Below are 19,586 nucleotides of genomic sequence, written 5' to 3'. Positions count from 1 at the left end.
TTTAACATAAAAAAAGATGGAAAAGTCATCATTCACTTGTCTGGCAAACACTATTTTTGACGAATCATGTCTAGTTTTTACGATACAGTTTACAAAGTTGTTAGTACAAGTCATAATTTAAAAAGTGGAAAAAAGTAGATTCATGGAGGTTAGGTTTCAATGGAAGTTTATAACAAAGATATGGACTTGGAAGGTTTAGAAGAACAAATCAATTTTATGCAGAGAAGAATGTTTTCCATTGCAGACGAATATGGAAGGGAAAGCCGTAATACCATCAAAGAGAGTCAGCAGCTTGATCAATTGATTATTCAGTATATGAAACAAAAAATTAATATTAGCTAGTTGCAACTGGTTACATGTCAATTCCCTTATGCTATGGTAAAATAGGAGTAGTATGAGGGGATTGGAGGTAACCTGTTGAAAAAAGCAGAAAATGCTGATCAATTACTCGGTCGAATAGAAAACTTACGGAAAAAGATGACGACGGTTGCCTTACTGGAAGGGTTTACAAGCCCAGAGTCGGTTCGAATCAGTCAGGAATTGGATGAATTGTTAAATATGTATGATATACAGGTAAAAAAATATAAAAAATTATGAATGCGCTGTCCTGATGGAAACAATAGGGCAGCTTTTCTATATTTCATCAAAGGGGAGATGATCACAAATGAAAATAGGTTTCGTAGGTGTGGGAGTGATGGGGAACGGTATGGTAAACCGGCTGCTAGCTGCCGGATACGATGTGAAAATCCATACGAGGACGAAAACAAAAGCAAATCCCTTGCTCGAGGCTGGAGCAAAATGGGCGGACAGCCTTAACCAATTGACCGACGATAGGGATGCTGTCATTACGATTGTGGGGTATCCCGATGATGTGGAAGAAGTGTATTTCGGTGATACCGGTTTACTTACCAGTGTAAAGCCTGGTACATACCTCATTGACATGACCACTTCCACTCCAACCCTTGCCAAACGTATTGCAGATGCAGGGAGTGAAAAAGGAGCATTTGTGCTGGATGCTCCTGTATCAGGCGGTGATATAGGTGCAAGGGAAGGAAAACTCTCTATCATGGTCGGAGGAGATAAAGATAAATTTGATGCAGTAAAACCAATTATTGAGGCGATGGGGACTAATCTTGTCTATCAAGGTGAATCCGGAGCAGGACAGCATACGAAAATGTGCAATCAGATTGCCATAGCCTCTAATATGCTTGGCGTTGCAGAAGCGATAGCCTATGCAGAACACGCCGGCTTATCTCCGGAAAGAGTCCTTGAGAGCATAACGACAGGAGCTGCCGGAAGCTGGTCTTTAAGCCAGTTGGCTCCAAGAATCATCAAGGGTGATTTTGAGCCAGGGTTTTATATAAAACACTTTGTCAAAGATTTGAAAATTGCCATAGAAGAAGCGGAGAGGATGGGGCTGGAACTGCCGGGACTGAAATTGTCAAAAGGCATATACAGCCAGCTCATTGATCTGGGTTATGGTGATAAAGGAACACAAGCTGTTCAGATGCATTACCGCTGATTTTTACAGCTGATAGTTCACAGGTGGTTCCGAGGGTACTGAAGAACTGCTGATTTTTTGAGCTATGGACTAAAAAAGTAGCCTGATTGAATTATTTTATCGTTCAATCATGCTACTTTTGTTATTTTCATTTTACTTCTGTTGATTCCACAAAGAGCGTTCCGTGGTGACGCCTGCGGAAACAACGCGAGCCTAAGATCCACTTGGTCAAGTATTCTTCTTGACGAAGAAGGCTTGAGGCCGTGCTCGAGGCAAGCATCCACCGCTAAGCGATTCTTGAGAATCACAATAATATTAATAGCTCTTCTAGATTAGAAAGGACTTTTTCAGTGACCTCGTGATTCCTGCGGGCTTAGTTTTTCTAATAAGCAGCAGATTGGCTCTTTTTTACTTTTGCAGCATAAAACCGGAATATGAACCAGGCGATGATGGACAAAAAGATTCCTGATATAAATGGCAGCCCAATGGCAATGGAAAACAGCCATCCCCCAAGGGGTGGACCGATTATCCTGCCAAGGGAATCGAACGAAGAGAGAAGCCCCGTAGCGCTGCCATACCCGGTTTTCGACTTTTTGGTAAGCAGCGATGAAACGCTCGGCCTGATGACCCCGTTGCCGATACCGAAGACCGATAGAAAGATTGTGGCGGTAAGGAAGTCATCGACAAATAGAATAAGACCAAATCCGATAGCAGAAATAAAAATGCCGAGCTGGATAACGAAAGGCTCCCCGAATTTTCTTGTCAAACGTCCGACTAGCCCACCTTGGACAAGTGCGCCTGCAAGGCCCATGATCATAAAGATATAGCCTAACCTCACTGCCCCGAGTCCAGCCTTTTCTGCTGCAAAGTAAGCAAAAGTGGCTTCGAGACCTGACAGGGATAAAGAAACGAATAATTGCAGGAAAAACAAAAGGGATACTGGTTTTCCGAGTGCCGATCTTAATGGCTCTCTTTTTGCTGAATGCTGCCCTCGTGATTCCTTAGACAAAGATTCCTTCAGCAGGAACAAAACAAGCAGCAGCGTGATCAGCGAGGAAATACCCGCGACATAAAACGGCATCTCGAGACTTGTTTTGGAGAAAACACCGCCAATGGCCGGTCCAAATACAAAACCCAGACCGATCGCTGCTCCGATGATCCCCATACCTTTTCCTCTATCCTCTTCCGATGTGATGTCGGCAACATATGCCATGATGGTCGGCATGTTGGCAGATGATAAGAATCCACCAATAATTCTTGCGGCAAACAGCATCCAAAGCTGCGTAGATAAAGCCATTAAAAAGAATGACAATGCCAGACCGGCGATGCCGAGTGCGATGACCGGTTTCCGACCGATCCTGTCAGATATCCGTCCCCACATAGGTGCAAAAATCAGCTGCATAAAAGAATAAACAGCCATCAGTAAACCTAATTGCGTCGGGGAGGCCCCTATTTCCTCCGCATAAAAGGGCAGGACAGGAATGATAATGCCGAATCCGACCATGACGAAAAACATTACAGCGAATAATATCGGTAAAGCTTTTTTCATTTGCAAGGTACCTTTCACTCCTTGCCGCTTCCTTTCAGATCAAAAGACCTATGTATGCTTGCTGGTTTATAAGACAGCGGCCTCTCTATTATAAGGTGAGGATTCACAAGTGGTAAAGCTATCAGCAGTATTCTGTCGAAACTTTTTAAATAAGGGATATGGCCACATCTGTCTGGATTAAAACTCACTGGAGCATTTTTTTTATTGTTGATACCGGAAAAGGGGGGCTGGTAAACGATTAAAGCCACTGGTTATGTCCATTCTAATCTAATAAAGTTGGTAATCTATTTGTTGAGTCTCATTCTGCGGGCACGGCTTAAAAAATTTCTGGTCAAAAAGGTAACCTGACCGAGTGGAATTTCAGCCCGTGCCCGTTACTCCAATGATAGATTTTTGGAACGAAAAGCCACGAGAAATAGCTATTTTTCTCATGGTATTTTTCTTTTCTTACACGATTCATTTAAAAAATTTCAAGGAAGTTTTCCAAACGATCCAGTCCTTGTGCCAAAGTTTTCATATCATACGCGTAGGAGATCCGCATGTAACCCTGGCCATATTGGGAAAAAGCGTCGCCTGGGACAATAGCGAGACCAGCATTTTTGACGAGCTGCACCCCAAGTTCAAATGAAGAAAGACCTTCAACTCTGATTTCTGGAAGGATATAGAACGCTCCTCCTGGCCGTTCATACCGAAGCCCCATGGCATCCAGTCTTCCCATGATATATTTCCTTCTTTTATCGTATTCCTTTTTCATATCTTCCGGGTCATTACCACCGTTATGAATGGCTTCAAGGGCGGCATACTGGCTGATGGAAGTAGCACAGGAAACGTTATACTGGTGGACCTTTAATATATGTCTGGTAATTTCAGCAGGTCCAAGCAAATATCCAATCCGCCATCCCGTCATGGAATGGGACTTCGATACGCCATTCACGACGAGTACTTTGTCCCTGATTTCAGGAAATGATGCAAGAGAGACATGTTCCTGGTCATACACCAATTCACTATAAATTTCGTCGCACAGCACAAACAAATCCCGTTCTTTGATTATGGCGCTGATTTCTTCCAGTTCTGCTCTTGATAAGGTTACTCCCGTCGGGTTGGATGGATAGGGCAGAATGATACATTTTGTAGCAGGTGTGATAGCGGCAGTAATCGCTTCTGCCGTCATTTTAAATCCTGTCGGTCTGGTATCGACATAGACCGGCTTACCACCGGCAAGCCTGATCAGCGGTTCGTACCCAGGATACACAGGACCCGGCAGTATGACTTCATCCCCCTGTGACAAAATGGTGCGGAGGCTAATATCGATTGCCTGGGACGCTCCGACTGTGACGATGACTTCCGCCGAAGGATCGTATTCCAATTGGTATTTTCGCTGGACATGATTGCTGATTGCCTCCCGTAATTCGAAGATGCCTGCATTCGGTGTATAGATAGTCTGATTGCGGCTGATCGCATGGATCCCTGCCTGTTTCACATGTTCTGGAGTAGGAAAGTCAGGCTGTCCAATCGATAAGGAGACGACGTCTTTATAGTCGCTGACCATATTGAAAAATTTACGTATACCAGATATTTCTATATTTTTTACGTTGTCGTTCACTAAATGTTCCATGAGGTACCCCCAAGTATGATAAAAGTTAACAAAATGTTCAAACAATTTAAATAAATACATACATATCCCCTGTTATAATAGGGATATACTTCGAAGAAAGGAGTAGAGCTTGATGCGTCCGAATTTACCGACATTTGATGAATTAGTTAATCAGAAAAAGGAAGAACTATTAAAGGACCCGGAAGCGATGCAGGAAATCGAGAGACAGCTCGATGAAAAGCATAGTAAGGCGAATAAGGGCAAACCATACGTAAACTGATGATAACATACAAAGAAACAGCTGGCCTAAGGAGCCGGCTGTTTTTACTGTTTTTTTAAAACCAAAAAGATTGATACAATTCCTATAGAGGAAAAAGGAGGTTCGGAAATGAAGCAGACAGGTCTTGTTTTAGAGGGGGGAGGTATGCGAGGAACCTACACGGCGGGGGTACTCGACTATTTTCTGGATATGAATCTGCACTTTCCTTTCGTCGCAGGAGCATCCGCGGGAGCTTCTAATGGCAGTTCATATGTCGCCAGACAGCGGGGGAGAAACTACAATGTCCTAGTTGGCTACGGCGATCATCCTGAATACATATCCTATCTCCGGGCCCTTAGGAAAAAAGAGCTGTTTGGCATGGACTTCATTTTCGATAAACTTCCGAATGAACTTGTGCCATTCGACTTTGAAGCATTCGAAAACCGCCAGACACATTTTTCCGTGGCAACAACGGATTTAATGACTGGGGATGCTGTGCATTATCATGATTTTCCGGACCGTAACAGCCTGATGACGATCATGCGGGCTTCCTGCTCGATACCATTGATCGCTCCGAGCATCACTTACGAGGGAAAAACATTAATGGATGGAGGAATCGCAGCCCCGGTGCCGATCGATCAATCCATACAGTATGGAAATGAAAAGCATGTGGTAGTACTGACAAGAAATGAAGGGTACACGAAAGGAAGGATGAAAGGCGGATGGCTTATCCAGCGCAAATTCAGGCAGCATCCGGCGTTCGTAAAAACTATGTTGAACCGTCATGTTGCTTATAACGGTCTAACAGAAAAATTATGGCAGCTGGAAAAAGAAGGACGAGCATTTATTATCCGGCCAGAGACACCTTTATCCGTAAGCCGTATCGAACGTAACCGTAAAAAACTTCATGAGCTTTACATGCAAGGATATGAAGAAATGAAGTATCGGGAAAAAGCCCTGGAGGACTTCTTGAAATCCTGACGGAGCGAGAACGATTCTTGGAATTGGAATTAAATTTTATCAATAGGAAAACCCGAACCATTCTAGTTCGGGTTTTAAGTTTGGAGCCATTGCTCCGTTTTGTTAAGGTCAGATACGCTTAAACAGAATATTGTTTTCAAGATGAATGTGCTGGAACGTGTCTTCCTCAAGCTCTGCCAATCGTTTATAGGTGATCCGGTAAGAGTTACAGGCATCCTGCGGCGGCTCAAATCCTCCCGTAATCGTATGGATTTGTTTCAAAATATCACCTGCATGGTCATGCTCATTTTCAAGGGTCCCATTGGCAGCATGAATACGATTTCTTAATTCTTCACTCGGGTTCTCGTCATATTCTTTAACAAGCGGGAATACTTCTGTTTCTTCTTTGATGAGATGGGCTTCCAGTTCTGTCTTCAATTCATTGTACAGTTTATGGAGCTCTCTCAGATGTGGATGGTGATCCCCATGGACACGGAAGATCTTCGACACAAACTGACCTAATGCCGGCAATTCCTCATTCAAAAACGCATGGTGGGTATATACGATATGATCTACTAATTCCGTATTGGAAACTGCATCCCAGTCGGCAGCCTGATTGCCCTTCGAAACCCACTCTGTATAATTCTCATTCAGCTTTGTCAAAATCATATCTTCATCTATTTTCTGTTTATCAAATACCTCGCCCAGCGGCCGGTCTCCACCACAGCAGAAATCAATCCGATTCTTTTTAAATAGGTCACTTGCTTTCGGATAAATGTTTACGATATCCGCAGGTGTATGTTCTCTAGTGAATGTTGTCATAAGTACAGCCTCCTTTGTGAATACCTTTATGATACCTTTCATTTTTTGTTAAGACGTTGATATAAATCACACCCTGGCTGTGATTTACATAAAGGTGCCGTATAAACTGGTACATAACTGCCTAAACTGGTAGCAAAAAAGGAGGTCGGGGCAGTATGGAGCAATTTTCTCAGTGGGCAAAGTCGATAGCCGAGTGGGTGGAAGGAAGAATGGACGGGTTTGCAATATTGGGTATCGATCCATTGATTGTACATTTTGCATTAGCCTTTTTGCTGGTAGCTGGCGGTGTCTGGTTGTTTGAGCCACTCATGGAATGGCTGATCAGTGCCAATTGGAAGCGGCTGCTTGTATTTTTGGTCATTTGTCTTTCAGCTATTAATCTCTTTCTGAGCATTCAATTATATCAGGTGATGAATTATGACCAGACCGTTGCCGAAAATGTCTTAGGCATAGAGATTTTGGCTGTGGTCACATTTGGTGTCTGCTATACACTTTACGGCCTTGGCAGGCAGATTTACCGTTTAAGTACAAGACGCAGACGACAATCATAATTTATTTTAAAAAGCCCTTTTGCCATGTGAAGGCCACTGTAAGTGCGCTGGTGGTATAGAAAATGTATGACAAAAAAACAGTCTGTATGGTTCATAAGACACCATACAGACTGTTTTCTATTTAATTTTGAAAGTTTCTATGCTTCTATTTATTTATGAGTTTTTAAGTAGTAATTACAGCGTCTATTCGTGATAATCAACAACAAACTTTAACAGCTCTTTTAGGTTAGAAAAACTTTTTCAGCTGTCTCTTGCCATATGAAGGGTTTTTTTGCGTGCTTAAATTCTTCTTTTCCGCATAAAACAGATAATAACCATGAGTGGAAAGCAGGGAGGAACAGGATGAAGGAGACAACTGATTATGTAGAATTCTATCCGCGGAGACATATTTTAATAGGTACGAAAGATAAAAATGTACTCCATTCCAAGTTCTGGCGAGGGCAGCATGTATTGGATACCCATTGGGTAGTTGTTGTGAAGGGAAAAGAGATGTGGGAGAATAAACTTTCCTGGAAAGTGATGCTGCTGACAGCAAAAGAAAATGGCTGTTACGATGCTTGTGCAAGACCCATCAACGAAACAGGAACGCTTACTTTCCATGAAGCTTTGGGGATGGTCAGACGATGGGAAGATAAGCTGTATACTGATCGATGGTTTGACAGGGAGGAAAGTTGAAAGAAATTTACTTTTCTAATACATTCAGAATATATAAAATGTTTGCGAAGAAGCTTTTCGACGTAGCGAAAATGTTTATTCCGAAGTATAAGAAAAACTATCACATTCACGAAAAGACGGTTGAGTGCGAGTTTTTCTAAATTTATGGCTGCCGGTACCCGATAATAAGGGTGATTTTTCAGAAAGGTGGAAACTAGATGATTGAAGTCGGTTCGATTTTTTTGATATTTATATTATTTGGTTTGCTGCTGTTATTTTTAAATATTATAACAAGTATCTGGGCTTATCGGGACAGCAGGAGAAAGGGGAAAAGCCAGGAGTATGCACTGATCGTTCTGGTGGCTACAATCATTTTTCCGATTGTGGGCTTGATTGTTTACCTTGTAATCAGAAATGATTCTTAAAAAAAGCGGATGACCATAGAAGGTCATCCGCTTTTTTTTGCAGGAAAATCCTGTGTTTTATTTTTGGTTTTTTACTTGTTCATATAGGGCGTCATGCCACTTGTAAGCAATTTTTGACAAAGTCTCAGGTGATTCTCCATTAGGGGCAGCGTTCCTGACGATCTCCTGCTGCTCTGTTGTCATGTGTTCATAGGATGTACGCAATTCTGTCACTTCTTTTGTATAACTGCTTAGTTTGTGTAGAAAATTATCGAGCTCATCCATTTAAATCTACCTCCTCTATCAATCAATTACCTCATTCACTTGTTGATAAAACCTTACAATGTGCTGTTTATGGGAATCAGCGGTTTCTCAACTTTGCTAGCAGACGGAGCATTTCCACATAAAGCCATACCAATGTGACAATCAATCCAAAAGCCCCGTACCATTCCATATGCTTTGGGACATTTCGTTTAGAAGCATGCTCGATAAAATCGAAGTCAAGGACCAGGTTCAGGGCAGCTACTACAACGATCAGCAGACTGATCCCGATGCCGAGAAGGCTTGATTCATGTAACAGCGGCACCTGCATATTTGTAAAAGTACGCAGGATAATATCTGCTAAATAAACGAGCAGTATACCAAGTGTCGCCGCCACAACACCGAGGCGGAAATTTTTCGTCACCTTGATGATTCGCAGTTTATAAATGATCAGAAGCCCGAACAGAGTCATGATGGTCAATAACGCCGCCTGCATGACAATTCCTTCATAAAGATTTTCATAATAAGCAGATATGGCCCCAATAAATAATCCTTCCAAAGCGGCATAAACAGGAGCCGTTATCGGTGCTATTCGTGGGATGAAGGCCGTAATTAAAGCAAAAATCAGCGAACCGATAAGGCCAACTACTAAATAGAGCTCGACAGGCTGGCCATTAAAATATAAATTCCAAGTATAAAACGCTGTTGCAGCCAGGATAATCAAAAGTAGAAATACTTTGTTCACTGTTCCCTGCAGGGTCATAGCACGTTTGTCTGCATTTCCCTGATAGCGCGAAAAAGTTTTACCGTGCAAGGCAGGGTTTGCTGTCCGCATGATTTTTCCTCCTATTACATTAGTAATGTTAATAAACTATGATTATACAGGCATAACTATGTTTGAAAAACTTGGCTTGCCGCCAAGTCCTTATGGCGAAAGCCTTCGTTTTACTTATACTTTCATCCTTTAACAAAGTTTAAACTTTCTTAAAGTGTAAAAGAAAACGACCCGCTGCTGCGCGAGCCGTCCGTTTCTTACTCATTATACGGTTTGCGTCTCTGAATTCCGTACGACCAGTACCGCGTGAATGGCACCTGGCAGCCAGAATATGGCTGTCAGAATAAGGTTCAGCAAAGCTTTAAAAGTTTTGCCAGTCATCAACACTGCCAGTGGCGGCAGGAGTACGGCTAATATATATTTCAACATTTCAATCAGCCTCCTTAGACACCCTATTCCACCTGCACAGTATCTAAAACATAATAAAGAGAAAAATGGGTCGATGTAAGGAAAATTAGTATTGTGCTTTATTTGATGTAAGGTATGTTTATGCCAGAGTATAGGTAGCGAAAAAAGTATTTAGATGCAGGACACGCGTATTCGTAGTGGAAAGGCGCGTGTTAACGCAAAGGAAACGCGTGTATACATCCAGAAAACGCGTGTTCAAAGCCAAGAAACGCGTGTTCGAAGCAAGAAAACGCGTATTCAGGCTGAAAACGCACATTCAAACGCATGCTCACAGCCCGGAACACGCGTGTTCGCAGCCTAAAACGCGTGTCCGTTTTGCTTAAACGCGTTTTACGGTAGATTTACCTGATAATGTCAAGACAAAAAGGAAAAATCCCATCGTGAACATACATGATGGGATTTCCTTATTCTACCTCAAACTACATTATACTTCTGTTTACGGGACATTTTATCGATGGAGGGGAGACGGGTGATATCCATGTTGCCTCCGCTGACAATGACACCGCATTTGTTGGATGCTATTTTTTCTCCGCGGAAGAGCAGGGCAGCCATGGCAGCTGCTCCTGCGCCTTCGACCAGAGCTTTTTCCCGTTCTAGCAGGTGAACGATCGTTGCTGCAATTTCTTTGTCAGAAACAGTAAGCATTTGATCGACGTATTTTCGGATAAGCGGGAGAGTCAGCTCTCCCGGGCGTTTCACGGCGATGCCGTCCGCAATCGTCGATACTGAGGAAAGGGCAGTGCTGCCACAGGCATAATAATTATTGTAGGTGGCAGACGCTCCATCCGATTGAACACCGATAATCTTGATGTCTGGATTGATGCTTTTGGCGGCAACTGCAATTCCGCTGATCAGCCCGCCGCCCCCGACTGGCACAATCAGTGTGTCAAGAGAGGGCTCATCATGCAGCATCTCTAACGCGATAGTTCCTTGACCCGCCATGACATCGGGGTCATCGAAAGGGTGGATGAATACAGCCTGGGATCGTTTTTGTTCCTCTACGGCCGCTTCGTATGCTTCTTGAAAGGACTCCCCGGTTAATACAATACTTGCTCCATAGCTTTCTGTTGCTTTTGTTTTAGCTTGTGGTGTATGAGCTGGCATGAATATTTTGGCTTTAATTCCGCGCTGTGCCGCTGCCATGGCAACGCCTTGGGCATGATTCCCGGCAGAAGCAGCTATCACTCCGCGTTTCATCTCCTGTTTCGTCAGCTGTGAAATTTTATAGAAAGCCCCTCTGATTTTGAAGGCCCCTGTTTTTTGCTGGTTTTCCATTTTCATATAAACTTCTTTACCTGTCATCTCATTCAGGGTGGACGAAGTAGCCAACGAGGTATGATGGACAACTGATTTCAGCTGTTCTGCTGCATCAGCCACCTTATTTAATAATAACGAATTCCCAATGTCTTCACACTCCTTGATAAATTAATCTTTTTGCTTAATAGGCATGATTTTTTTCAAAAGCCGTTATTTTATCAGCGTGGGTCAAGGTCACTGCGATTTCATCCCAGCCGTTTAACAGCATTTCTTTATGATACTCAGCGATATCGAAGCGAAACTCGAGGTTTTCCTCATCGCAGACCAGCTGATTCTCTAAATCTACGGTCAGCTTGAGAGACTCTTGTTCGGCTTTTCTCAAAATTTCCTGTGTTTCCTCGGATCCTAATTTCACTGGCAGGATACCATTTTTAACGGAATTGTTATAAAAAATATCAGCAAAGCTCGGGGCGATGACGACTTTGAATCCATAGTCCTGGATCGCCCACGGGGCATGCTCCCGTGAGGATCCACAGCCGAAGTTCTCACCTGCTACCAGAATCGTAGCATTGTTATACTTTTCTTCATTCAGGGAAAAATCACTGCGTCTGTTGCCATCATCATCAAATCGCCAGTGGTAAAAGAGGAACTGGCCAAACCCTTGGCGTTCGATCCGTTTCAGAAATTGCTTCGGGATAATCTGGTCGGTATCGACGTTGGCACGGTTCATTGGGTAAACAAGACCCGTATGGACGCGAATCGGTTCCATGGCCTACACCTCCTTATCGGCAAACTGTGAATTTTTACTAAATGCCCGGACATCGACGAAATGTCCTTCCACTGCAGCTGCTGCAGCCATTTCAGGGCTGACGAGATGGGTGCGTGCGCCATTCCCTTGTCTCCCCTCAAAATTACGATTCGATGTCGATGCACAACGCTCTCCTGATGGGATAATATCGTCATTCATCGCAAGACACATGCTGCAACCGGCATCGCGCCATTCGAATCCTGCCGTAGTGAAAATAACATCCAGGCCCTCTTTTTCAGCTGCTTCTTTGACTGTTTTTGAACCAGGGACGACAAGTGCTGTCACTTGTTCGTGTACCTTTTTGCCGCGGACGATTTCTGCAGCCTTTCGCAGGTCACTTAACCTAGAGTTGGTACAGGAACCGATGAACACATGGTCGATAGTCACGGATGTCATCGGCTGATCGGCTTCTAAGCCCATATACTGAAGTGCACGCTGTATTTCGTCTTTTTCATAGTCTTTTTCTTTGTCGTCCGGATTTGGTACAGAACCGCCGACAGGTACACACATGGATGGATTGGTTCCCCAGGTGACCTGCGGTTCGACTTTGGATGCGTCAATCGTAACCGTTGCATCATAGGCTGCCCCAGGGTCAGTCGCAAGGGACCGCCAATGGTCGGCTGCTTCCTCAAAGGCTTCTCCTTCTGGAACATGCCGTTTTCCTCGCAAATAGTCGATCGTAGTTTCATCGGGACTGATCAAGCCGGCACGTGCGCCTGCTTCGATCGACATATTACACACTGTCATCCGCTGTTCCATCGACATTTCCCGGATGGTTTCTCCGGTGTATTCGATGACATAGCCAGTACCAAAACGGACGCCGTATTTTGCAATTACAGCTAATATCAAATCCTTTGCTGTAACGCCGGTTCCAAGCTTGCCTTCCACCTTGACCTGAAGCGTCTTCGGTGGAGCCTGGCCAAGCGTCTGGGTGGAGAGGACGTGTTCGACTTCACTTGTGCCGATTCCGAACGCAAGTGCACCGAATGCGCCATGTGTCGATGTATGGCTGTCCCCGCACACAATAGTTTTACCTGGATGGGTAAGACCAAGTTCCGGACCGATTACATGGACGATCCCCTGGTCAGGGTGATCGATATCAGCAAGAGGTACGCCGAATTCTTCACAATTTTCTTTAAGGGTATGCATCTGTTTTTTAGACACCTGATCTTTAATGACATGCCTGTTGCGGGTAGGGACGTTATGGTCCATGGTTGCAAAGGTCAAGTCCGGGCGGCGGACCTTTCTGTCTTTCATCCGAAGTCCTTCAAATGCCTGTGGAGAAGTCACTTCATGAATGAGATGAAGGTCGATATACAGGAGGTCCGGCTTTCCTTTTTCCTGATGGACGATATGATTTTCCCAAATTTTGTCGATAATCGTTTTTGGCTGGGCCATCTATTTCACTCCTTGCATTTTGGTAAATCAGGCATAAGCCCGCATGATGCAGCTCATGGCATCGCTTGGTGACAAATGGTCGATGACTTTGTCGGTCATTTGCACAGTGTTCACCCGGGATCCTCCTGCGACATTCAAGTCACCAGTGTGGTAGCCTGCATTGATTACTTCCTCTACAGCTGTCTCTACCAGTGCCGCTTCATCTTCCAGCTTGAAAGAGTGGCGGAGCATCAATGCAGCTGACAGGATCATCGCAAGCGGATTAGCGATATTTTGTCCTGCGATATCAGGGGCTGAACCGTGAACAGGTTCATACAGACCCAGTTGATCCGATCGAAGGCTTGCAGAAGGAAGCATTCCGAGGGACCCGGTCAAGACGGATGCCTCATCACTTAAAATATCTCCGAACATATTCTCGGTCACTATGACATCAAATTGGGCCGGATTCTGTATCAGTTTCATAGCTGCTGCGTCCACAAGCATATGCTCAACAGTCACTTCAGGATATTCCTGCTTTTTCTCTTCCACAATTTCCCGCCACAGCTTACTGGATTCGAGTACATTCGCTTTATCAACGGAAGTCAGGTGCTTCCTGCGAAGCTTTGCGCTCTGAAAGGCTTTATCGACAATTCGTTCAATTTCATGACGCTGGTAATATAGCGTGTCGACCACCGCCTGGCCGTTTTCCTGACGTTCGCTTGGTGTCCCGAAATAGAGGCCGCCAGTCAGCTCGCGAACAATCAGGAGATCACTGTTTTCAACGACTTCCTCCTTCAATGGAGAAGCAGACAAGAGCTTTTTGAAGCCCTTAACCGGTCGCAGATTGGCAAACAGCTCAAGTTCTTTCCGGATGCCAAGGAGTCCTTTTTCCGGGCGGAGATGGGAAGGATTCTGATCCCATTTAGGACCGCCAACCGCTCCGAGTAAGATAGCATCTGCCTGTTTACATGCCTTCACTGTCTCAGCAGGAAGGGGGGTGTCATGTTTATCCACGGCAGTCCCGCCGATATCATGGGATTCAAACGTAAACTTGTGATCGAACAGACAGGCAACTTCTTCAAGAACAGCTTTAGCAGAACCGATTATTTCTTGGCCGATCCCGTCTCCAGGAAGTAAAACGATATGCTTTTCCATGTAAAATCCCCCTTATACTTGTGCCTTTTTTTGTTGGTCAACCTGTTGAGTCAGAAAAATCCGATTGACTGCATTCAAGAAAGCATTTGCGGATGCTTCCAAAACGTCCTGTGCAGTTCCTCGGCCACTCGTTTCCGTACCATTGACGGTCATTTTGACGTGGACTTCTGCAAGGGCATCTCTGCCTTTACCAATTGAACTCAGCTGGTAATCCTGCAAGTGGATTTCTTCATGAACAAGGCTTTCAAGCGTATTGTAGATCGCTTCTACACTTCCTTGGCCCATACCGGCATGTTCTTTCCGGCTGCCTTCCGGTGTAGTCAATGCCACAGTAGCTGTCGGCAAGTTGGCAGAACCATAGTGAACCTGAAAGGCTTGAAGCTCATATTTTTTAACAGTGACATTTTCAAGCTGTGCTTCCATCAATATTGTGAACAAGTCTTCATCTGTCACTTCTTTCTTACGTGCAGTCAGCTGTTTAAAGGTCTCGAATACTTCTTTCATTTTTGCCTCACTGAACCTGTAGCCCAGCTCCTGGACTTTCTCGCGGAAAGCGTGGCTGCCGGAGTGTTTTCCTAATACCATGCTGTTGGAAGTTACACCAACCATCTCCGGGGTGATGATTTCATAGGTGCTTGCTTCTTTCAGGACACCATCCTGATGGATGCCTGATTCGTGAGCAAAGGCATTCTTTCCAACAACAGCTTTATTTCCGGGTATAGCCATGCCCGTAAGCTTAGATACGATGTCACTGGTACGCTTGATTTCTTTCAAGTTTAAATTGGTGGTGAACGGATATTGATCTTGCCGTATCTTCAAAGCGACCGCAATTTCTTCAAGGGAAGCATTTCCCGCACGTTCACCGATGCCATTGATCGTTCCTTCCACCTGAGTAGCACCGTTTTCAATGGCTGCAATAGAATTCGCGACCGCCATGCCCAAATCATCATGACAATGGGCGGAAAGCGTTACTTTATCAATGTTCGGCACATTCTCTCTCAAATGACGGAACAATTTGCCATATTCTTCAGGCGTCGTGTAACCGACTGTATCAGGTATGTTGATGACGGTTGCCCCGGCATCAATGACGGCTTCAACGACTTTAACCAGAAAGTCGACATCTGTCCGTGTTGCATCCTCGGCCGACCATTCCACGTGAGGGAATTTCTGTTTGGCATATGCTACCGTTTCGACTGCAATTTGAAGTACTTCTTCTGGTGTCTTTTTCAATTTATAGGTCATGTGGATAGGGGAGGTGGCCAGGAAGATGTGGAGGCGGGGCTCCACGCCATCCTTCAAGGCTTCCCAGGCTGTATCGATATCGCTTTTCTTCGCACGTGCCAGACCGGCTACGGAAACGCCTTTGATGGTCCGGGCAATGTGTTGTACCGCTTCGAACTCCCCTTGAGAGGAAGCCGGAAAACCGGCCTCCATGACATCAACGCCGAAGCGTTCTAATTGTCTGGCGATCTCAATCTTTTCCAGTTTATTTAAATTTACTCCTGCTGACTGCTCACCATCCCGAAGCGTTGTATCGAACACATTCACGTGACTCATCAGCTTACACCTCCTGTTTTTGTTTTTTCTGCTGTTTGACGAAAGGCATCAGTTCGCGAAGTTCCCGGCCGACTTTTTCGATTTGATGGTTGTTTTCTAAATTATTGGTAGCGTTGAATTCTGGTCTGTTGACCTGGTTTTCTGTGATCCAGCCTTTAGCGAATTTACCTGTCTGGATATCACTGAGTACTTCTTTCATCCGTGCTTTGGTTTCTTCGTTGATGACGCGTGGTCCTGATACAAAGTCACCCCACTGGGCAGTATCAGAAATAGAGTAGCGCATGTACTCCAGTCCGCCTTCATACATAAGATCGACGATCAGCTTCAGTTCGTGCATGCACTCGAAGTAAGCGACTTCTGGCTGGTAGCCGGCTTCTGTCAGCGTTTCGAATCCGGATTTGACCAGATTGGATAGCCCGCCGCAAAGGACTGCCTGCTCACCGAACAAGTCTGTTTCGGTTTCTTCCTGGAATGTTGTCTCCAGTACACCGGCACGACCGGCACCGATTCCTTTTGCATAAGCAAGGGCAATTTCTTTCGCTTCCCCGGAGTAATCCTGTTCGACACCGATCAAGGCAGGTACACCTGCGCCTTCTTCATAAGTCCTTCTAACGAGATGTCCTGGGCCTTTCGGGGCGACAAGGAAAACATCGACATCAGCAGGAGGGACGACCTGGTTGAAATGGACATTGAAGCCATGGGCGAATGCCAATGCATTTCCTGCCTGCAGATGAGGTTTGATTTGTTCCTCAAAAACTTTCGGCTGATGTTCATCTGGAAGAAGGACCATCACGACGTCTGCTTCTTCGACAGCTTCCGGAACAGTTTTCACTTCTAAACCGTCCTCCTCGGCTTTATCCCAGGATTTTCCTTTTCTTAGCCCGACAACAACCTGGTTGCCGCTTTCTTTCAAATTCAAAGCGTGAGCGTGGCCCTGTGATCCATATCCGATCACCGCCACTTTTTTGTTTGTCAGCACCTGTTCATTAATGTCGTTGTGATAAAGTACTTTTGCCATAATTATTCATCCTCTCAAAAAGTTTTTATTTTAAAATGGAATAATTCTTCATTTCTGTAACTTGCGGCTGGTGTCCGCGTAGGAATGCGGTTAACCCAGTCCGGGCGAGCTCCTTGATGCCATACGGCCGAAGGAGGTCGATCAGCGCCTCGATCTTTTCATGTTTACCTGTCACCTGAACGGTCAGACTATCTCTGCTGATATCGATAACAGAGGCGCGGAATGGTTCGATGATTCCCTGGATTTCACTTCGAAGCTGCGCGTTGCTTCCGACGCGGATCAAAGCAAGTTCGCTTGCGACAATTGCTTTATCGGTGATGTCAGAAACCTTCAGTACATCGATCTGCTTATTCAGCTGTTTAGTCAACTGCTCGAGCTTCTGGGTGTCAGGCACGTCTACGACTATTGTCATTTTTGAGATGCCCTCTGTTTCGGTTCTGCCAACTGATATACTTTCGATATTGAACTGCCGTTTAGCGAGAAGGCCAGTGACCCTGTTTAAAACGCCGCTTCGATTTTGTACGGTCGCTGTCACGATTCTTCGCATGGTTTCACTCCTATCATTTCATGAAGCCCTTTTCCAGGAGCAATCATAGGATAGACGTTTTCTTCCCGGAGGACACGACAGTCGATGACCATCGGTTCTCTTGTTTTCAAAGCATCTGGAAGTTTTTCTTCAATGTCTTGCTGGGAAGTTATTTTCATTCCTTTCAGATTATAACTTTCAGCAAGTTTAACGAAATCAGGCTGAGTATTAAGCAATGATTGGGAATAACGTTCTTCATAGAACTTTTCCTGCCACTGCCGGACCATACCAAGGGCTTCGTTGTTGACGATCAGCACTTTAACCGGAAGGTCCAGTTCCTGGAGAAGGGATAGTTCCTGCAGTGTCATTTGGAATCCTCCGTCACCGACGACGGCAACAACGGTGTCATCAGGGGAGGCGATTTGCGCTCCGATAGCAGCAGGGAAGCCGAATCCCATTGTGCCAAGACCTCCTGAGGTAACCCAGCGGTTCGGTTTCTCGAGCTTGTAATATTGGGCTGCCCACATTTGATGCTGTCCGACATCTGTCGTGATAATCGCATTCCCGCCGGTATAGTCATGCACTTTTTCCAGTAGCCATTGAGGTACCAATTTTGACTCCGGGTTGTTGTACCAAAGTGGATATTCCTTTTGGTAACCTTTTAAGGTTTCCAGCCATTCTTCCACATGTGGTATCTCCTTCGACTGTCTGATCAGCTCTTCCAGCGCTGCTTTGGAATCAGAAACAATCGGAATCTGTGTCGGAACATTTTTGCCGATTTCCGCCGGGTCGATATCGATATGAGCTACGGTCGCCTGTGGTGCAAAATGCTCTAACTTACCGGTCAGCCTGTCATCGAATCTTGCCCCAATGTTGATGAGCAAGTCGCATTCATATAAAGCCATGTTGGCGGTATAGGTACCATGCATGCCTCCCATACCGAGTGATAATGGATGGCTGCCAGGAAAGGAGCCAAGCCCAAGCAGCGTGTTTACGACTGGAAGGGAGTGCGATTCTGCGAATGTTTTCAGTTCCTCGGCTGCCTTTCCATGGATCACTCCAGCACCTGCCAGGATGACTGGCCTCTTGGCATGTGCAAGAGCATCAGTCAACTTTTTGACCTGGAGTGGATTCGGCTTCAGGTTCGGCTGATAGCCAGGAAGAGAAAAGTCGACGCTAGGAGGATTCTCTTCCACTTCCGACGATATATCTTTTGGAATATCGACAACCACAGGGCCAGGCCTTCCGGTAGAAGCGATATGAAAAGCTTCTTTGACAGTCCGTGGAAGGTCGGCAAGGGATTGTACCTGGTAATTGTGCTTTGTAATCGGTGTTGTAATGCCCATGACGTCCGCTTCCTGAAAAGCGTCGGTTCCGATCACTCCTCGGGCGACCTGGCCGGTGAATACGACGATGGGAAGGGAGTCCATCATGGCATCAGCTATACCAGTAATCAGGTTCGTCGCTCCCGGTCCGGAAGTCGCAATGACGACTCCAGGTTTTCCTGTAACACGGGCATAGCCTTCTGCCGCATGGATGGATCCTTGTTCATGCCTGGCAAGCACATGGTGGAAGGAATCTCCGGCACGGTGCAGAGCGTCGTAAATCGGTAATACTGCACCTCCCGGATAACCAAAAATCGTTTTTACTTCCTGCTGGATCAGTGCATCCACTAACAAGTCCGCACCTGTTTTTGGCTTAGTATCAGTATTCCTCTCGTAGTGCGGCTTCGCTTCTACCTTCATTTTTAAATCCCTCCTAAAATGTATTGATGAATGAATTGATTTGAGGACAATGAAAAAAGCCTTTTCAACCCCTCCTCAACTACACATCGATGTTGTAGGTGAAGAGGGGAGAAAAGGCTTTTAAAGTCTTTTCACGGTACCACCCTCGTTTACAGCATTTTTGCAAATGCTGCCTTAGGGAGCTGCATGACTATTATCAGCTCCTTTTGATAACAGGTGCCAGGCGACACCTGGTCACGCCTACTGTTCGCAGTTCAGCGCGACACTCGGGGAGGATGTCGGGATAAGGTGTATTTCCGGGCTTCCAGCAACCCCGGCTCTCTGTGAATACAGGCTCTTATCCCT

The 19,586-nt window shown here is 45.3% G+C and carries 22 protein-coding genes; 8 read left to right on the top strand and 14 right to left on the bottom strand.

Annotated features, from left to right (window positions below; all coding sequences use genetic code 11):
* Window positions 1-159 precede the first annotated feature (159 nt).
* From JOC33_RS09275 to JOC33_RS09265, 3 genes are all read left to right on the top strand, one after another.
* Window positions 160-342 carry an aspartyl-phosphate phosphatase Spo0E family protein gene (locus JOC33_RS09275; RefSeq protein WP_205092206.1) on the top strand — a complete coding sequence of 61 codons (183 nt, stop codon included), beginning with the start codon at window positions 160-162 and terminating at the stop codon, window positions 340-342.
* 75 nt (window positions 343-417) lie between these two features.
* Entirely contained in the window at window positions 418-597 is a 180-nt protein-coding gene (locus JOC33_RS09270; protein ID WP_205092205.1) for an aspartyl-phosphate phosphatase Spo0E family protein, read from the top strand.
* Window positions 598-664: 67 nt separating this feature from the next.
* Window positions 665-1,522 (top strand): NAD(P)-dependent oxidoreductase, encoded by an 858-nt coding sequence (locus JOC33_RS09265; protein ID WP_205092204.1) that lies wholly within the window; start codon window positions 665-667, stop codon window positions 1,520-1,522.
* Window positions 1,523-1,883: 361 nt separating this feature from the next.
* Here JOC33_RS09265 and JOC33_RS09260 read toward each other — a convergent pair whose 3' ends face one another.
* Window positions 1,884-3,056, bottom strand: coding sequence for an MFS transporter (locus JOC33_RS09260; RefSeq protein WP_205092203.1), 1,173 nt, complete (start codon window positions 3,054-3,056; stop codon window positions 1,884-1,886).
* Window positions 3,057-3,510: 454 nt separating this feature from the next.
* Window positions 3,511-4,665 carry an aminotransferase A gene (locus JOC33_RS09255; RefSeq protein ID WP_205092202.1) on the bottom strand — a complete coding sequence of 385 codons (1,155 nt, stop codon included), beginning with the start codon at window positions 4,663-4,665 and terminating at the stop codon, window positions 3,511-3,513.
* Between the two features lie 112 nt (window positions 4,666-4,777).
* Here JOC33_RS09255 and JOC33_RS09250 point away from each other — a divergent pair, with 112 nt between their 5' ends.
* Both JOC33_RS09250 and JOC33_RS09245 read left to right on the top strand, forming a co-directional pair.
* Window positions 4,778-4,924, top strand: a complete 147-nt coding sequence (locus JOC33_RS09250; RefSeq protein ID WP_205092201.1) for an FbpB family small basic protein — start codon at window positions 4,778-4,780, stop codon at window positions 4,922-4,924.
* 108 nt (window positions 4,925-5,032) lie between these two features.
* Entirely contained in the window at window positions 5,033-5,884 is an 852-nt protein-coding gene (locus tag JOC33_RS09245) for a patatin-like phospholipase family protein (RefSeq protein WP_205092200.1), read from the top strand.
* A 108-nt stretch (window positions 5,885-5,992) separates the two neighbouring features.
* Here the strand turns inward: JOC33_RS09245 and ric are convergent, their stop codons facing one another.
* Window positions 5,993-6,685 (bottom strand): iron-sulfur cluster repair di-iron protein, encoded by a 693-nt coding sequence (gene ric / locus JOC33_RS09240; protein WP_205092199.1) that lies wholly within the window; start codon window positions 6,683-6,685, stop codon window positions 5,993-5,995.
* A 155-nt stretch (window positions 6,686-6,840) separates the two neighbouring features.
* Between ric and JOC33_RS09235 the strand changes: the two genes are divergently transcribed.
* From JOC33_RS09235 to JOC33_RS09225, 3 genes are all read left to right on the top strand, one after another.
* A complete protein-coding gene (locus JOC33_RS09235) occupies window positions 6,841-7,236 on the top strand; it encodes a hypothetical protein (protein WP_205092198.1) in 396 nt (131 codons plus the stop codon).
* 342 nt (window positions 7,237-7,578) lie between these two features.
* Window positions 7,579-7,911, top strand: a complete 333-nt coding sequence (locus JOC33_RS09230) for a hypothetical protein (protein WP_205092197.1) — start codon at window positions 7,579-7,581, stop codon at window positions 7,909-7,911.
* 197 nt (window positions 7,912-8,108) lie between these two features.
* Entirely contained in the window at window positions 8,109-8,315 is a 207-nt protein-coding gene (locus JOC33_RS09225; RefSeq protein WP_205092196.1) for a PLDc N-terminal domain-containing protein, read from the top strand.
* A 57-nt stretch (window positions 8,316-8,372) separates the two neighbouring features.
* Here the strand turns inward: JOC33_RS09225 and JOC33_RS09220 are convergent, their stop codons facing one another.
* From JOC33_RS09220 to ilvB, 11 genes are all read right to left on the bottom strand, one after another.
* Window positions 8,373-8,579, bottom strand: a complete 207-nt coding sequence (locus JOC33_RS09220; protein ID WP_205092195.1) for a hypothetical protein — start codon at window positions 8,577-8,579, stop codon at window positions 8,373-8,375.
* Between the two features lie 76 nt (window positions 8,580-8,655).
* Window positions 8,656-9,390: a Bax inhibitor-1/YccA family protein gene (locus JOC33_RS09215; RefSeq protein ID WP_205092194.1), complete on the bottom strand. Its 735-nt coding sequence runs from the start codon at window positions 9,388-9,390 to the stop codon at window positions 8,656-8,658.
* 204 nt (window positions 9,391-9,594) lie between these two features.
* Complete coding sequence (locus tag JOC33_RS09210) at window positions 9,595-9,756, bottom strand: YqaE/Pmp3 family membrane protein (protein WP_205092483.1); 162 nt, start codon at window positions 9,754-9,756, stop codon at window positions 9,595-9,597.
* A 456-nt stretch (window positions 9,757-10,212) separates the two neighbouring features.
* A complete protein-coding gene (ilvA, locus tag JOC33_RS09205; RefSeq protein ID WP_338054492.1) occupies window positions 10,213-11,175 on the bottom strand; it encodes a threonine ammonia-lyase in 963 nt (320 codons plus the stop codon).
* A gap of 61 nt (window positions 11,176-11,236) precedes the next feature.
* Window positions 11,237-11,824 carry a 3-isopropylmalate dehydratase small subunit gene (leuD, locus tag JOC33_RS09200; RefSeq protein WP_205092193.1) on the bottom strand — a complete coding sequence of 196 codons (588 nt, stop codon included), beginning with the start codon at window positions 11,822-11,824 and terminating at the stop codon, window positions 11,237-11,239.
* Between the two features lie 3 nt (window positions 11,825-11,827).
* Window positions 11,828-13,261, bottom strand: coding sequence for a 3-isopropylmalate dehydratase large subunit (gene leuC / locus JOC33_RS09195; protein WP_205092192.1), 1,434 nt, complete (start codon window positions 13,259-13,261; stop codon window positions 11,828-11,830).
* Between the two features lie 27 nt (window positions 13,262-13,288).
* On the bottom strand, window positions 13,289-14,395 hold the full coding sequence (gene leuB, locus JOC33_RS09190; RefSeq protein ID WP_205092191.1) for a 3-isopropylmalate dehydrogenase: 1,107 nt from the start codon (window positions 14,393-14,395) through the stop codon (window positions 13,289-13,291).
* 12 nt (window positions 14,396-14,407) lie between these two features.
* The gene (locus tag JOC33_RS09185) at window positions 14,408-15,952 is read right to left on the bottom strand and encodes a 2-isopropylmalate synthase (protein ID WP_205092190.1); all 1,545 of its coding nucleotides are present in this window, start codon (window positions 15,950-15,952) and stop codon (window positions 14,408-14,410) included.
* Between the two features lie 4 nt (window positions 15,953-15,956).
* Window positions 15,957-16,970 (bottom strand): ketol-acid reductoisomerase, encoded by a 1,014-nt coding sequence (gene ilvC, locus JOC33_RS09180; RefSeq protein ID WP_205092189.1) that lies wholly within the window; start codon window positions 16,968-16,970, stop codon window positions 15,957-15,959.
* A 25-nt stretch (window positions 16,971-16,995) separates the two neighbouring features.
* On the bottom strand, window positions 16,996-17,517 hold the full coding sequence (gene ilvN / locus JOC33_RS09175; protein ID WP_205092188.1) for an acetolactate synthase small subunit: 522 nt from the start codon (window positions 17,515-17,517) through the stop codon (window positions 16,996-16,998).
* Window positions 17,502-19,241, bottom strand: coding sequence for an acetolactate synthase large subunit (ilvB, locus tag JOC33_RS09170; protein ID WP_205092187.1), 1,740 nt, complete (start codon window positions 19,239-19,241; stop codon window positions 17,502-17,504). The genes ilvN and ilvB overlap by 16 nt, the downstream gene beginning before the upstream one ends.
* Window positions 19,242-19,586 lie beyond the last annotated feature (345 nt).

This window comes from Thalassobacillus pellis (genome assembly GCF_016908295.1).
Classification (GTDB): Bacteria; Bacillota; Bacilli; order Bacillales; family Halobacillaceae; genus Thalassobacillus; species Thalassobacillus pellis.
The sequence above is the reverse complement of the archived record's forward strand: the minus strand, read 5'-3'. Positions and strand labels throughout refer to the sequence as shown.